Consider the following 13767-nt stretch of genomic DNA (forward strand, 5'->3'; position numbering starts at 1 on the left):
CCTCGCCTGTAGCAGACGGAGACAATCCGGACAGGGAGTCCTTTTAATATGTCGAGCACCGACGGCTTCTCCGACTTTTTCTACACCGCGCCGGACGGGCTCAAGCTTCACGCCCGCGTCTATGCCGAGACCAATTCGGCAGACTGGCAGGTCGTTTGCCTGCCCGGCCTGACCCGCAACGCGCGCGATTTCCATGAGCTGGCGCTTTATCTGTCGCAGCGAACCGACAATCCGCGCAAGGTCATCGCCTTCGACTACCGTGGCCGCGGCCAGTCCGCTTACGATCCTGATATCGGCCACTACAATGTCGGCATCGAAGCCGGCGATGTCCTCGCCGGGCTGGCTGCCCTGGACGTCGAGGAAGCGGCCTTCATCGGCACATCGCGTGGCGGACTGATCATCCACGTGCTCGGCGCGCTGCGGCCAGCCATACTGAAAGCCATAGTGCTGAACGACATCGGACCCGTGATCGAGGCCGCGGGGCTGGCCCATATCCAAACCTATCTCGACCCGGCACCGAAACCGAAGAGCCGCCATGAGGCGATCGATGCGCAACGCGTCGCGCACGGAGCGGATTTTCCCGCTCTGACCGCGGCGGATTGGGAGCGGATGGTGTCGGCCCTCTACCGCGAGACGGACGAAGGCCTCCTGTTGCCGGATTTCGACCCCCAACTGGTCGAGACGGTGGCGGGCCTCGACCTCAGCAAGCCGTTGCCGGATCTGTGGCCACAGTTCGAGGCGCTGGCGGCGATACCTTTGCTTGCCATTCGCGGCGCCAACTCGAAACTCTTGTCGGCCGACACACTCGACGAGATGCAAAAGCGTCATCCCGGCATGGAAGCGACCACCGTCGAGGGCCAAGGCCATGCCCCCTTCCTGGAGACAGGCAACCTGCCGGGCGCTATCGCGGCCTTCCTGGATGGAGTACTAAATACGGCCCAGGATAAGTAAACCCCAAGATCATATGATCCTGGGGTTGCCATGGCAGTATATGAAAGCCTTGGGTAACTATTTGGCTTTCGAGCTTTTCCGGGGCGTCTTGGGTGCCTTCGCAGCTGCCGCTTTGCTCTTTTGGGCAGGTGCCGGCACTGAGGCCGTGGTCAGCGGCGATGCGAAGGCGGAGTTTTTTCCATCGCCGGATAACCCCTCGCCGCGGGGCGTTTCCAGCACGACAACGCAGCCGTCGAGATCGTTGGTGGCCAGATGCGCATAGCGCATGGTCATCGAAAGCGTCTGGTGGCCGAGCCACATCTGCACGCGGCGGATGTCGATGCCGCCCTGGACCAGACGTGAGGCACAGGTGTGACGCAAGATATGCGGCACCACCTGGTCGTCGGCGCCGAGGCCGACTTCGGCCTTGGCATCGTTCCAGATGGCGCGAAACTGCGCCTGGCTAAGTTTGGTGAACGGGCCCTTGGGCCGGCGGCCCACTGACGGAGGCAGTTTGATGACCTCCTTGACCCGCTCGGTCATCGGGATGGTGCGGCTGCGGCCGGATTTGGTGATCCAGAACGAGACGCGGTGTTCCTGGATGTCGTTCCAGATCAGTCCGAGCGCCTCGCCGAGGCGGCAGCCGCTGTCGACAAGAAAGACCGAGAGACGGTAGGCATCTTCGCTGCGGGTCCTGATGGCGGCAAACAGCCTTGCTTCTTCGTCCCTTTCGAGGAAACGAATCCGTCCCGCCCGCTCCTTCTGGCGGCGGAACTCGGGCAGGCTGTGGATATCCCCCATCTTGTAAGCCTTGCGCAGCAGTTTGCTGAGGGCAGCCATCTTTCGATTGATGGTTGCGTTGCTGTTGCCGCGCTGGCGCAAGGTGCCGATAAGATTATCAAGGGTGCCCTGGTCAAAGGCGCTGAACCGTTCTCCGAGGAGAATCTCGTCTATTTCGCCGATGAAGGAGCTGACATTGTATTTATGTCGCCCGTCATCCCAGAGTATGTCTCGGTACGCTGAAAAAAGCTCTCCGACCCGGTGCGACTTTACTTCTCTGATCTTGTTGTAGCTGTATTTTATCTTAGCATTTTGAGAAGAGAACATTGAGAAATGTTCGGAGGGGTCACCCTCTTGTATCGCGTCGATGGTCATAAATTGCCACACCCCCGAGTGGATAGAGTCAGACCTACCCGCTTGGAAGCGTCCTTTCAAGAGATTTAATCACGCAGTTGTGAATTCATCCGCCCATCAGCGGATCCCACGAACTCACCCTACGGACTGTTCAGCTGCCGATTCCCCCTGTTCCTTCTGCTTGTCTTGACCCAGTCGCGAAACAAAACAGCCCGGGCGTTGAAACGCCCGGGCTGGTATTCATTTGTTTAAAGCCAGCCCTTAGAACGAGCGCTGGAAGCGGAGCATACCGCCAATCTGGCTCTCGTCGTCAGCATTGGTCCAGTTGTGATTCGCGCCAAAGGCATCGTCATCCAAACTGCCCGCATTGAGGTAGTCGACCTCGGCCGTGACAGTGAAGCCGGGAACCACATCGTAGGCGATGTTCGCTGCGATGCCGAGGTTCTCACCTTCGTCATACGAGACCTGGACGTTGAATGAGGTCTTCTCGTTGATGGTGTAGGTGCCACCACCCCAGACCGCCCAGTTGCCATCCCACTGCTTGTAGAAGCCGCGGCCACCAGCATTGAAGACATAGGACTGATCCGTCAGATTGTCGTCGGTGCCATAGCCGCCCATGATGAACAGCGACAGGTTCTGCATCGGGGTGATGTCCAAACGAACCTTGCCGGCGACTTCTTCATAGTTGCTGTCGTAAGCGATGACGCCGGTGATGGCGCCCCAGCCCTGCGTGTACTTCAGACCGCCTACAACATGCGGAACGTAGCTGTCGATGGTGCCTGCGCCGTAGCGCCCAAATACGCCCCCGCCCGAGCCTTCTTCAAGCGAGAGGACGGCCGAGAAGCCGTTGCCCGCATCGAAGTAGTACTGGATGACGTTGGTGTCGAAATCGCCATAGGGAACGAGCGTATCCTGGATGACGTTGCCGGCATAGCCGATGAACGTATTGAAGGCCGATTCGTCCTTACCGACGCGCAGGCCACCAAGCTGGATCCAGGCGAAGTTCAGCGAAGCACCGGTGTTGCCAGCAGGGTTGCCATATAGGGTGGCATAGCGATTGCCATTCTGGAAGTTGAAACGGGTCTCGGTGTAGGTCTTCAAGGTGCCGAGTTCGGTTTCCTGGCCGGTCCAGGTCTTCAGCGCGAAGCGGGCCTTCTTGCGCCAGGTGTCGTTCTCGCCGCCATCCTCTACATCACGGGTCCTCGCACCGTCGAACGAGCCGACGTCGCCACCACTGATGTCGTAACGGATATAGCCGCCGATGCGCAGGCAGGTTTCGGTGCCGGGGATGTAGAAATAGCCCGAGCCGTAAACGTCGCAGATCTTGACGTATTCAGCCGGTTCCGGCTCAGCGACGACGACGGCGTCGGCGGCGCGCGCACCGGAAACTGCGATCAAGGCCGCAGCGGAGCCGAGAAGAAGGCTCTTAATGTTCATTTTCTGACCTCCAGTCAAAAGTTAAAAAACGGGTCTGGGTATTCTTTGCTGAAGGACAGCGTTCCCTGCCCCATCCCCACTACCGAAAAAGATGCGCACCGCGCCGCTCCTTCGAAATCGACATTACCCATGAGGCGGCGGCGTTCAACCACGATCGTACCGGCGAAAGGGCTATGCGGGCGCTATCCCCATGCGTTGTTGCACAAATGACACGATTTGGCCTCAGTCAGAAAGCTCTCATTAACTATCGAAGGGCCCGCAAGCCTTTTCCAGCGCCGCGCAATGCGGCCGAATCTGGCGATGGCCGGCCAGAATTGCGGCCATGTCGCCGACTCGCCAGCCAGGAACCGCCGCAGAATCGCCGCATGCAAAAGGCGGCGCTGCGGCCGAATGCGGATTTTTCAACGATTATCGCGCCGGCTTGTTGATTGTGCCGGCGCTTTTCTCTATCCAGCGGCGCAACGGAGAGGTGGCCGAGTGGTCGAAGGCGCTCCCCTGCTAAGGGAGTAGAGGTCAAAAGCTTCTCGTGGGTTCGAATCCCATCCTCTCCGCCATCCTGCTTCGCTCTTCGAGCTTCGCAGGACAAGCCCAACCCTCAGCGCGAAGCAGGATGGCGGAGAGGATGCCCTCCGAAGCCTTGGCGTAGGAGGGCCGGACCGTGTGGTGTGCTACGTGCCGCACAGCGTAAGCCCAGAGAATCCCTTGCAAATTCGATTGGCAGTCCTGCTTCGCTCTTCGAGCTTCGCAGGACAAGCCCACCTCAGCGCGAAGCAGGATGGCGGAGAGGATGCCCTCCGAAGCCCCGGCAAAGGAGAGCAGCTCATGTGGTATGTGTATCTTCTGGAGAGTACGGCTGCGGAAGGCGAACGCTATATCGGCATAACGACGGACCTGAAACGGCGGCTTGTCGAGCACAATGCGGGGAAATCCAGCCATACATCCAAGTTTCTGCCGTGGCGGATCGTCACCTATATGGCCTTTTCGAACCAGGCCAAGGCAGCTTCATTCGAGCGCTATCTCAAATCCGGTTCAGGGCATGCTTTCGCCAACAAGCGCCTGTGGTGATGGCCGCATCACCTGCCGCAAAGGTCCATCTTTTCAATAACTTCAACAATAACAATTGATTACAGCGAAAACGCTTGTCGCCGGCTTGACTATCTTGTTCGATTCTGACTGGAGGTCAGAAAATGAACATTAAGAGCCTTCTTCTCGGCTCCGCTGCGGCCTTGATCGCAGTTTCCGGTGCGCGCGCCGCCGACGCCGTCGTCGTCGCCGAGCCGGAACCGGCTGAATACGTCAAGATTTGCGACGTTTACGGCTCGGGCTACTTCTACATTCCCGGCACCGAAACCTGCCTGCGCATCGGCGGCTATGTCCGTTACGACATCGGCGCCGGCGACGTCGGCTCGTTCGACGGTGCGAGGTCCTTCGACCATAAGGATGGCGACGAGCAGGATACCTTCTACAAGAACGCCCGTTTCACGCTGAAGACCTGGACCGGCCAGGAAACCGAACTCGGCACCTTGAAGACCTACACCGAGACCCGCTTCAACTTCGGCAACCGCAACGGCTACCCGTCGGCAGACGATCCGGCAACGGAAGCAGACGAGTTCAACTCCAACCCTGCCGGCAACAAGAACGTTTCGCTGAACTTCGCCTGGATCCAGCTCGGTGGCCTGCGCGTCGGTAAGGACGAATCGGCCTTCGACACGTTCATCGGCTACGCCGGCAACGTCCTTCAGGATACGCTCGTTCCCTACGGCGATTTCGATACCAACGTGGTCCAGTACTACTTCGATGCGGGCAACGGCTTCTCGGCTGTCGTCTCTCTCGAAGAGGGCTCGGGCTTCGACACGATCGACAGCTACGTTCCGCATGTCGTCGGCGGTCTGAAGTACACGCAGGGCTGGGGCGCCATCACCGGCGTCGTCGCGTACGACAGCAACTATGAAGAAGTCGCCGGCAAGGTGCGTTTGGACGTCACCCCGATGCAGAACCTGTCGCTGTTCATCATGGGCGGCTACGGCACCGACGACAATTTGACGGACTCGAGCTATGCGATCGACGCCGGCGGCCGCGGCTTCTACAAGCAGTGGGGCGGTAATTGGGCATTCTGGGGTGGCGGCACCTACACCATCAACGAGAAGACCTCGTTCAATGCCCAGGTCTCGTATGACGAATGGAAGAATCTCGGTGTTGCCGCCAACATCGCCTACGACGTTGTTCCCGGCTTCACGGTCACGGCCGAAGTCGACTACCTCAATGCAGGCAAGTTCGACGACGCCAATTTCTCCAACTTCACCAACGCCGACAAGAAGAGCAGCATTGGCGGCCTGCTGCGCTTCCAGCGCTCGTTCTAACAGGCAGAGCCTGGCTCAAAATCGAACCCGGCGGGCGCCGCCGGGTTTTTTGGTCCGTCGCGCCTTTTTCAGACGTTGCAGGTGTCGACCTTCTCAACGGCTGCCCAGATTGCCGGAAAGGCGACGCGGTGTGCTCATGATGTCTGGATTCCAGATTCAGATCAGATATGAGCCAAATCGCCGAGGGCCTCAATCAGCGGCTGGATCTCGCTTTCGTAGTTCTTCCACCGCTTGACGGACGACGTATAGATAGGCTGGCGGACCTGCCAATCGCTGTAGGTGTTTACAGAGCCCCCCCTGTCAAAAAAGCGCAAGCAGGCATCGTGCCAAGGCAGTCCGAGATAATCTATGAGCCGGCGCGACTGCTTCTCTTGATTTTCAATCAACGTCTCGTACCGGTTTTCAAAGATACGGCCCGGGAAAATCTTGTCCCAATGCCGCATCAGGCGATCGTACTCCCTGTAGTAAAGTCCCAGCGTCTCAAGATCGGCGCTATAGCTATGCGCCGTACTGAACTGCAGGACAAAGCAAGAGATGCAGTTGTCGATGGCGTCGCGGCGACAATGAATGACACGCGCATTGGGAAAAAGAATGCCAATCAGGCCGACCAACTCGAAATTATGCGGCATCTTGTCGACAATTCGAAGCGCATCGGGCGCTCGCTCGCGCAGGTAGGCAACGTGCTCCGCAGCCAGCATCGTCGACAACTCAGGCGTCATCAATGCGAGCGCTTCCCTGGGGTTTACGTCGGAACCATACCCAAGATCGATCCCATTCGATATGCGTCTAAGCTTGGTTAACTCTCCAGCGCCATGAACAGCGGGGTGGCTGGCGCAGATCTGCTCAGTCAGTGTTGTGCCCGAGCGGGGCATACCGACCACGAACACAGGGACCTCCGAGGTATTACCGCGAGCAGACCTTGAAGCCACCAGTTCCGGTGTAAAGGTTTCGATCAGGGCGTCGACCCAGCGACGGTAGGATTGCAGATCGAATCTCTGGCCGCCGGCCTGATTTCCTTTTTTGAAGTGATCCATCGCCTCCTTGTAGCGGCGGAGGTCGTTGAGCAGTTTTCCGGCGGCGTGATGAAGCGCCGGCGCCCCTTCCGATCCGTGGTGGGGGTCTTGAAGTTCCGTCAGGATCGCCTCAAGTTCTGGCGGCTCTTCGGCGAATTTGCGCGTGCGTACAAGCGCGTTGTAGGCAGCAGGTATCGCAATGCGTCGTTCTATTGCCTCTTTCAGATGAGTCGCGGCTTCGTCCATACGGCCGAGACTTGCCAGCGCGCGAGGCAACCCTAACCGGGCTGCGGGATGATCCCGATCGACCCTGAGCGCCTTCTCGTAGAGAGGCAGCGCCATTTCCCCCTTGTCAAACGAATTGTATGCATCACCCAAGGCGCAAAGCGCTTCCACAAGATCCGGCTTCAAAGCCAGTGCGTGCTGAATGTGTTTGATCGCCGGCGTAAACTCGCTGAGCCTCAAATAGGCTTGACCGAGGCTAAGGTGGTAGTAGGGATTTAGAGGCTCCTGCGCGATCGCCCGACCAAAATACCGCAGGACCTTCTCGTCGTCGTACCCGATGCCCAGCGTACCTAGTACGTAGAGGGCCAGTGGATGTTCGGGCGTTCTCGCCAGAACGCGATGACAGAGTTCTTCCGCCTCAGGCAATCGATTCTGTTGCTGGAACTCGAGCGCCTGCCTCAACAACATATCATTGGCCTGAGCGCGAGACGGAGCCGCCATTGCGGGCTGAAGTTTCGGTTGCCCAACCTTCGGCGGTGCGCCCTTCGGTGCTGGTTGGGTTTTAAGGTGCTTGGCCCAAGCGGGCGGCAATCGGTTGCTCATTCTATCTCGCTAGCAAAACGGATCGGCGAAATCCAGTGCGGCATTGTCATCTTGCGCCCAACATGCCTCCACGCTAGCAAGAAGGCCCATTTTCTCGTGAGCCTTTGCCATGCGCCAGCGCCCTGCCCTCACGCCGCTTGTCGGCGCGCTTCCCTCGACGGTGCCGTTTGTCGGACCGGAAGCGCAGGAGCGCGAGCGCGGACGTGCTTTTCGCGCCCGCATCGGCGCCAATGAAAGCAGCTTCGGGCCTTCGCCGCGCGTTATCGAGCGCATGGAGCGCGTCGCGCGTGACCAGTGGATGTATTGCGATCCCGACAATTACGATCTGAAGCAGGCTGCGGCCCGCCATCTCGGCGTCGGCGCCGAAAACGTCGTGGTCGGCGAAGGCATAGACGGGCTGCTCAGCCTGGTGGCGCGCATGTATGTCGCGCCCGGCGACGCAGTGGTCACCTCGCTCGGCGCCTATCCGACCTTCAACTTCCACATTGCCGGCGTCGGCGGCCGGCTGGTCACGATGCCTTACGAGAACGACAAGGAAAGCCTGGACGGCCTGCTCAAGGCAGTCATCAAGGAGAAGGCGTCGCTGGTCTATCTCTCCAATCCGGACAATCCGATGGGCAGCTGGTGGGAAGCAGGAGATATCACCCGCTTCGTCGAAGCTTTGCCGGAAACCACCATGCTGGTGCTCGACGAGGCCTATGGCGAATTGGGGCCGGCCTCGGCGCTGCCGCCGATCGATGTCGCGCGACCCAATGTCATCCGCATGCGCACCTTCTCCAAGGCATACGGGCTGGCCGGCATACGCTGCGGCTATGCGGTGGCGGAAGCCGAGGTGATCCGTGACTTCGAGAAGATCCGCAACCATTACGGCGTCAGCCGCATGGCGCAGATCGCCGGCGTCGAGGCGCTGGCCGACCAGGACTGGCTGCACAGCGTGGTGGCGCGAGTCGCTGCCGGCCGCACACGTATAGCCGGGATTGCGGAGACGAACGGGCTGAAGCCGCTGCCATCGGCGACCAATTTCGTCACCATCGACTGCGGCCAGGACGGCGCCTTCGCGCTGAAAGTGCTGCAAAACCTTTTGTCGCGCGACGTTTTCATTCGCAAACCGATGGCGCCAAGGCTCGAACGTTGCATCCGGGTCAGCGTCGGCCTCGATCATGAACTCGACATCTTTGCCGAGGAACTGCCCGGCGCACTCGCCGCGGCGCGGGGAAACTAGCCCCGCCGATTGCCATCGCAACAGAGCCTGCCGAGGCCGCCAAGGCCAAAACAGAATCAGCCGCGACCCCGACTCCGTCGATCCAGCAGCAATCCGACACTCAAGCCTGTTGCTTTCGTCCGATTCCGCGCCAGTTTCTGTGCATGGGAGGCAACGATGGATGACCGGCAAAGGGCAGTGCAGGCGCGTGTGCATGGCAAGGTGCAAGGCGTCGGCTACCGGATGTGGGCGCGAGGCGAAGCGACAGGGCTTGGCCTCGTAGGTTGGGTACGCAATGAACGAGACGGCACCGTGACGGCCTGGATTGCCGGTGCCGATGCTGCGGTTTCCACAATGATCGAACAGCTCCGGCAAGGACCAAGGGGAGCTTCGGTTTCGAAGGTCGAGACCGAGGAATTCGAACTCCTCGACGCGCCCATCGACTTTCGGATCATCGTCTAGACGGAACCACTTTATTGCCGCTTGAATTAATTGAACGTTCGTTTTATTACTAGGTATCGGGAGACGTTCATGGCACGCACAACGGGATCCGACGGCGAAAAAACTGAAGCGGCCGTCCGGGAGGCTGCGGTCAGCCTGATCGCCCGCTTCGGCTACGAGGCAATGTCGATGCGGCAGCTTGCCGCCGAGGTCGGCGTCCAGGCCGCCGCGCTCTACCGCTATTTTCCGACCAAGGAAGACCTGCTGTTCACGCTGATGCGCGAACATATGGGAGGGCTGATCGAAGCGTGGGACGCCGCACGCCCCGACGCTGCCGATCCGGCAACGCGGCTTGCCGCCTATGTCGAAAACCACATCGCTTTCCACATCGAGCGCCGCCACTCAACCCATGTCTCGAACATGGAATTGCGCAGCCTGTCGCATGACCGGCTGACGCAGATACTGCGCATGCGCACCGCCTATGAGAAGGAGTTGCGCGCCATCCTGCGCGACGGCGCGGAGGCCGGCGCCTTCAGTGTCGATGACACCGGGCTCACTGCCATGGCCCTGATCCAGATGATGACCGGCGTCATCGTCTGGTTCCGGCCGGGCGAGCGGCTGTCGATGGCTGAAGTCACGGCGACATATCTTTCAATGACAATGCGCCTAGTTGGCGCGAACATAGACGATAGTTCCGGGAGGGAGCGGCATGTACACGAACACACTCAGCTTCGGGCATGACGAGGACATCGAGGCGCTGCGCGATCTGGTGCGCCGCTTTGCCCAGGAGAAAATAGCGCCGATCGCTGCCGAGATCGACCGCAGCAATCAATTCCCCACGCATCTGTGGAAAGAGCTCGGCGCGCTCGGCCTTCTCGGCATCACCGCCGATCCCGATTTCGGCGGCAGCGGCATGGGCTATCTTGCCCACGTCATTGCGGTGGAAGAGATTTCGCGCGCCTCGGCCTCGGTTGGTCTCTCCTACGGCGCCCATTCGAACCTCTGCGTCAACCAAATCAACCGCTGGGCGACGCCGGCGCAGAAGGAGAAATTCCTGCCGGCATTGTGCTCGGGCGAAAGGGCAGGTGCGCTGGCCATGTCGGAATCGGGCGCCGGCTCCGACGTCGTCTCGCTCAAACTGCGCGCCGAAAAGCGCAACGACCGCTATGTGCTCAACGGCTCGAAAATGTGGATCACCAACGGCCCCGACGCCGAAACGCTGGTGGTCTACGCCAAGACCGATCCGGAGCGGAAATCGCACGGCATCACCGCCTTCATCGTCGAAAAGACGATGGCCGGCTTCTCGGCATCGCCAAAGCTCGACAAGCTCGGCATGCGCGGCTCCAACACCGGCGAACTGGTGTTCGACAATGTCGAGGTGCCCTATGACAATGTGCTGCATGAGGAGGGCCGCGGCGTCGAGGTCCTGATGTCGGGCCTCGACTACGAGCGCACCGTGCTCGCCGGCGGACCGCTCGGGCTCATGGCGGCCTGTCTCGACGTGGCGATCCCCTATGTGCATGAGCGCAAGCAGTTCGGCCAGCCGATCGGCGAGTTCCAGCTGGTACAGGGCAAACTTGCCGACATGTATTCGACGATGAACGCCGCGCGCGCTTACGTTTATGCTGTCGCGGCTGCCTGCGATCGCGGCCTGACGACACGCAAGGATGCCGCTGGCTGCGTGCTGTTTGCCGCCGAAAAAGCGACGCTGATGGCGCTCGACGCCATCCAGCTGCTTGGCGGCAACGGCTATACCAACGAGTATCCGACCGGCCGGCTGTTGCGCGACGCCAAGCTCTACGAGATCGGCGCCGGGACCAGCGAAATCCGCCGCTGGCTGATCGGGCGCGAGATCATGGCGGAAGGGGTTTAGTACCTGCCAAGATGGCAGGCTGTAGTTTTGCGGGTATCGAGAGACAAGTAGGGCGATAGATGGTTACGTCATCGGGGCATCCAGTCACAAGGCGGGGGATATTTGCGATGGCCTTGTTTTCCACAATCGCTGGCTTTCTCGGGCGCGCGAAGGCTCAGAAGCGTCGCTTTTCTAATATGGCGGAATTCAGAGAGCTCGTAATTGCCGAATTCAAACGGCAGCCGGGTGTCGATAGCGCTGTCGCAGACCCATCGGATCCTGCAAAAATCGGTGCAAAACTCGATGGCGCAGAAGTGACGGCAGACGTCACAAACGTGTTCGGGCACTTGAACTCATACCCCGACGAAGACGCCGATGCGGCCATACGCAGGCTTGTCCGAGGCCTCGCCGAAATACGACCTAGGGCGAGTGAAGAAAGTCTGATCGCGGTGATACGGACCCAGCAGTATGTCGAGCACCTCAAATCGATGGGTTTGGATTTATTGTGCGAACCGCTGGTTGGTGAAATTGCGGTCGTATACACGGCCGACCTTCCCGATTCAGTCTCACCTGTTGCTCCGAAGGACTTCCCCGGCCGGGCGCTTTCGGATTTGCGCGATGTCGCACTAGGCAATGTGAAGAAATGGCTGCCGAAAATTGTCTCCGACGGCCAGATTGGCACATTTTATCTCTATTACGTCGACGGCAATACGATGCTCTCCACGAGCCTTGTGCTGCTCGACGAGTTCTGGCTGTCGATCAAAGCACAGTTTCCCGGCGATGTTTTATTTGCGCTGCCGCGCCGGGATCAATTGTTCATCTTCGATGCGAGCAATCCGCAGGCCCAAAGCGCGGCCAGACAGATGATCGACGTCACGTTCGAGGATGGCTTCAATCTGCTATCCGATAAAATTTTCGAACGCCGCAACGGCAAACTCCTAGCCCAGATGTAGAGCTCGAAATGGCCGTACTCCAGACCCAGATCTCGCCCTCCTCCGAAACCTACCTCGCCAATGCCGAGCGCATGCGGGCGCTGGTTGCCGACATTGCGGACAAGGCGGCAACCGTCGAGCGCGGTGGCTCGGAGGAGGCGCGCGAGCGTCATGTTTCGCGCGGCAAGCTGTTGCCGCGCGAGCGGCTGGCGCAGTTGCTCGACACCGGCTCGCCTTTCCTCGAGATCGGCCAGTTCGCGGCATGGTCCATGTATGGCGAGGAGATTTCCTCGGCCGGCCTCGTCGCCGGCGTCGGCCGTGTCGAAGGCACCGAGGTGATGGTCGTGGTCAATGACGCCACGGTGAAGGGCGGCACCTATTATCCGCTCACGGTGAAGAAGCATTTGCGCGCACAGGAGATCGCGCTGCAAAACAATCTGCCTTGCGTCTATCTGGTCGACAGCGGCGGCGCCAACCTGCCTAATCAGGACGAGGTGTTTCCCGATCGCGAGCATTTCGGCCGCATCTTCTACAACCAGGCCAACATGTCGGCGGCCGGCATTCCGCAGATCGCCTGCGTCATGGGCTCATGTACTGCGGGCGGCGCCTATGTGCCGGCAATGTCGGACGAGACGATCATGGTGCGCAACCAGGCGACCATTTTTCTCGGCGGCCCGCCTCTGGTGAAGGCGGCTACGGGTGAAGATGTCAGCGCCGAGGAGCTTGGCGGCGCCGACGTGCACACCAGGCTGTCCGGTGTCGCCGACCACTATGCGCTGGACGACGAACATGCGCTGGCCATCTGCCGGCGCATCGTCAAAAATCTCAACCGGCGCAAGACTGTAAGCCTGACCTTACAGAAACCCATGCCGCCGCTTCATGACGCGCATGAACTCTACGGCATCGTGCCGACGGATCTGCGCCAGCCCTATGATGTGCGCGAGGTGATCGCGCGCGTCGTCGACGGCTCCGAGTTCGACGAGTTCAAGCAGAATTACGGCACCACGCTGGTCACCGGCTTTGCCCATCTTCAGGGCATGCCGGTCGGCATCATCGCCAACAATGGCGTGCTTTTTTCCGAAAGTGCTGTGAAGGGCGCGCATTTCATCGAGCTGTGCTGCCAGCGCAAGATCCCGCTGATCTTCCTGCAGAACATCACCGGCTTCATGGTCGGGCGAAAATACGAGGCCGGCGGCATCGCCAAGGACGGCGCCAAGCTGGTGATGGCGGTTGCCACCGCCAAGGTGCCGAAGGTGACGATGATCATCGGCGGGTCGTTCGGTGCCGGCAATTACGGCATGTGCGGACGCGCCTACTCGCCGCGGTTCCTGTGGATGTGGCCGAATGCGCGCATTTCGGTGATGGGCGGCGAACAGGCGGCGACCGTGCTGGCGGTGGTCAAGCGCGAGGGCATCGAGCGCAAGGGTGGTGAATGGAGCACTGAGGAGGAAGCGAAATTCAAAAAGCCGATCCTGATGAAATACGAGCATGAGGGCCATCCGCTCTACTCCTCGGCGCGGCTATGGGACGACGGCATCATCGACCCGGCGAAAACGCGCGAGGTGCTGGCGCTCAGCCTGTCGGCCGCGCTCAACGCCGACATCGAGGAAACGAAGTTCGGCGTGTTCAGGATGTAGTG

13 protein-coding genes and 1 tRNA gene are annotated in these 13767 nt (G+C 60.1%); 11 read left to right on the forward strand and 3 right to left on the reverse strand.

The features are described from left to right. Positions 1 to 48 precede the first annotated feature (48 nt). A complete protein-coding gene (locus NKI61_RS18545; protein WP_352840239.1) occupies positions 49 to 951 on the forward strand; it encodes an alpha/beta fold hydrolase in 903 nt (300 codons plus the stop codon). 57 nt (positions 952 to 1008) lie between these two features. On the opposite strand, the gene NKI61_RS18550 is transcribed toward NKI61_RS18545, so the two are convergent. Together NKI61_RS18550 and NKI61_RS18555 are read right to left on the reverse strand one after the other, a co-directional pair. Beyond that, positions 1009 to 2085: a tyrosine-type recombinase/integrase gene (locus NKI61_RS18550; protein WP_023732003.1), complete on the reverse strand. Its 1077-nt coding sequence runs from the start codon at positions 2083 to 2085 to the stop codon at positions 1009 to 1011. Positions 2086 to 2325: 240 nt separating this feature from the next. Further along, on the reverse strand, positions 2326 to 3501 hold the full coding sequence (locus NKI61_RS18555; RefSeq protein WP_023738562.1) for a porin: 1176 nt from the start codon (positions 3499 to 3501) through the stop codon (positions 2326 to 2328). 322 nt (positions 3502 to 3823) lie between these two features. Here NKI61_RS18555 and NKI61_RS18560 point away from each other — a divergent pair, with 322 nt between their 5' ends. The 4 genes from NKI61_RS18560 (at position 3824) to NKI61_RS18575 (ending at position 5861) form a co-directional block, all read left to right on the forward strand. Continuing rightward, positions 3824 to 4003 carry a hypothetical protein gene (locus NKI61_RS18560; protein ID WP_084014292.1) on the forward strand — a complete coding sequence of 60 codons (180 nt, stop codon included), beginning with the start codon at positions 3824 to 3826 and terminating at the stop codon, positions 4001 to 4003. Next, a tRNA-Ser gene (locus tag NKI61_RS18565) sits at positions 3965 to 4055 on the forward strand. Before NKI61_RS18560 ends, NKI61_RS18565 begins: the two co-directional genes overlap by 39 nt. A 268-nt stretch (positions 4056 to 4323) precedes the next feature. Further along, complete coding sequence (locus tag NKI61_RS18570; protein WP_023670218.1) at positions 4324 to 4566, forward strand: GIY-YIG nuclease family protein; 243 nt, start codon at positions 4324 to 4326, stop codon at positions 4564 to 4566. Positions 4567 to 4688: 122 nt separating this feature from the next. Continuing rightward, positions 4689 to 5861, forward strand: a complete 1173-nt coding sequence (locus tag NKI61_RS18575; RefSeq protein ID WP_023732005.1) for a porin — start codon at positions 4689 to 4691, stop codon at positions 5859 to 5861. A gap of 161 nt (positions 5862 to 6022) precedes the next feature. On the opposite strand, the gene NKI61_RS18580 is transcribed toward NKI61_RS18575, so the two are convergent. Beyond that, positions 6023 to 7702, reverse strand: coding sequence for a tetratricopeptide repeat-containing sulfotransferase family protein (locus tag NKI61_RS18580; RefSeq protein WP_023732006.1), 1680 nt, complete (start codon positions 7700 to 7702; stop codon positions 6023 to 6025). A gap of 109 nt (positions 7703 to 7811) precedes the next feature. On the opposite strand from NKI61_RS18580, the gene NKI61_RS18585 reads away from it, so the two are divergent. The 6 genes from NKI61_RS18585 to NKI61_RS18610 all read left to right on the forward strand — a co-directional run bounded on the left by NKI61_RS18585 (position 7812) and on the right by NKI61_RS18610 (position 13765). After that, positions 7812 to 8924: a pyridoxal phosphate-dependent aminotransferase gene (locus NKI61_RS18585; protein ID WP_352840240.1), complete on the forward strand. Its 1113-nt coding sequence runs from the start codon at positions 7812 to 7814 to the stop codon at positions 8922 to 8924. A 156-nt stretch (positions 8925 to 9080) separates the two neighbouring features. Next, the gene (locus tag NKI61_RS18590) at positions 9081 to 9365 is read left to right on the forward strand and encodes an acylphosphatase (RefSeq protein WP_352459652.1); all 285 of its coding nucleotides are present in this window, start codon (positions 9081 to 9083) and stop codon (positions 9363 to 9365) included. A gap of 69 nt (positions 9366 to 9434) precedes the next feature. Beyond that, complete coding sequence (locus tag NKI61_RS18595) at positions 9435 to 10085, forward strand: TetR/AcrR family transcriptional regulator (protein WP_352840241.1); 651 nt, start codon at positions 9435 to 9437, stop codon at positions 10083 to 10085. Continuing rightward, positions 10054 to 11217, forward strand: coding sequence for an isovaleryl-CoA dehydrogenase (locus NKI61_RS18600; protein WP_023687268.1), 1164 nt, complete (start codon positions 10054 to 10056; stop codon positions 11215 to 11217). Before NKI61_RS18595 ends, NKI61_RS18600 begins: the two co-directional genes overlap by 32 nt. A gap of 107 nt (positions 11218 to 11324) precedes the next feature. Next, positions 11325 to 12149 (forward strand): DUF1444 family protein, encoded by an 825-nt coding sequence (locus NKI61_RS18605; RefSeq protein ID WP_352840242.1) that lies wholly within the window; start codon positions 11325 to 11327, stop codon positions 12147 to 12149. A gap of 8 nt (positions 12150 to 12157) precedes the next feature. Then, entirely contained in the window at positions 12158 to 13765 is a 1608-nt protein-coding gene (locus tag NKI61_RS18610) for a carboxyl transferase domain-containing protein (RefSeq protein WP_352840243.1), read from the forward strand. The last annotated feature ends 2 nt before the right edge of the window (positions 13766 to 13767 follow it).

The organism is Mesorhizobium sp. M0514 (assembly GCF_040321145.1).
Lineage (GTDB): Bacteria > Pseudomonadota > Alphaproteobacteria > Rhizobiales > Rhizobiaceae > Mesorhizobium.

What these genes read in the sequence shown, in the direction of transcription:
- NKI61_RS18605 (WP_352840242.1), top strand. Translation starts at nt 11,325, where the DNA reads ATGGCCTTGTTTTCCACAATCGCTGGCTTTCTCGGGCGCGCGAAGGCT.
- NKI61_RS18575 (WP_023732005.1), top strand. Translation starts at nt 4,689, where the DNA reads ATGAACATTAAGAGCCTTCTTCTCGGCTCCGCTGCGGCCTTGATCGCA.
- NKI61_RS18570 (WP_023670218.1), top strand. Translation starts at nt 4,324, where the DNA reads ATGTGGTATGTGTATCTTCTGGAGAGTACGGCTGCGGAAGGCGAACGC.
- NKI61_RS18580 (WP_023732006.1), bottom strand. Translation starts at nt 7,702, where the DNA reads ATGAGCAACCGATTGCCGCCCGCTTGGGCCAAGCACCTTAAAACCCAA.
- NKI61_RS18545 (WP_352840239.1), top strand. Translation starts at nt 49, where the DNA reads ATGTCGAGCACCGACGGCTTCTCCGACTTTTTCTACACCGCGCCGGAC.
- NKI61_RS18550 (WP_023732003.1), bottom strand. Translation starts at nt 2,085, where the DNA reads ATGACCATCGACGCGATACAAGAGGGTGACCCCTCCGAACATTTCTCA.
- NKI61_RS18560 (WP_084014292.1), top strand. Translation starts at nt 3,824, where the DNA reads ATGTCGCCGACTCGCCAGCCAGGAACCGCCGCAGAATCGCCGCATGCA.
- NKI61_RS18555 (WP_023738562.1), bottom strand. Translation starts at nt 3,501, where the DNA reads ATGAACATTAAGAGCCTTCTTCTCGGCTCCGCTGCGGCCTTGATCGCA.
- NKI61_RS18585 (WP_352840240.1), top strand. Translation starts at nt 7,812, where the DNA reads ATGCGCCAGCGCCCTGCCCTCACGCCGCTTGTCGGCGCGCTTCCCTCG.
- NKI61_RS18595 (WP_352840241.1), top strand. Translation starts at nt 9,435, where the DNA reads ATGGCACGCACAACGGGATCCGACGGCGAAAAAACTGAAGCGGCCGTC.
- NKI61_RS18600 (WP_023687268.1), top strand. Translation starts at nt 10,054, where the DNA reads ATGTACACGAACACACTCAGCTTCGGGCATGACGAGGACATCGAGGCG.
- NKI61_RS18590 (WP_352459652.1), top strand. Translation starts at nt 9,081, where the DNA reads ATGGATGACCGGCAAAGGGCAGTGCAGGCGCGTGTGCATGGCAAGGTG.
- NKI61_RS18610 (WP_352840243.1), top strand. Translation starts at nt 12,158, where the DNA reads ATGGCCGTACTCCAGACCCAGATCTCGCCCTCCTCCGAAACCTACCTC.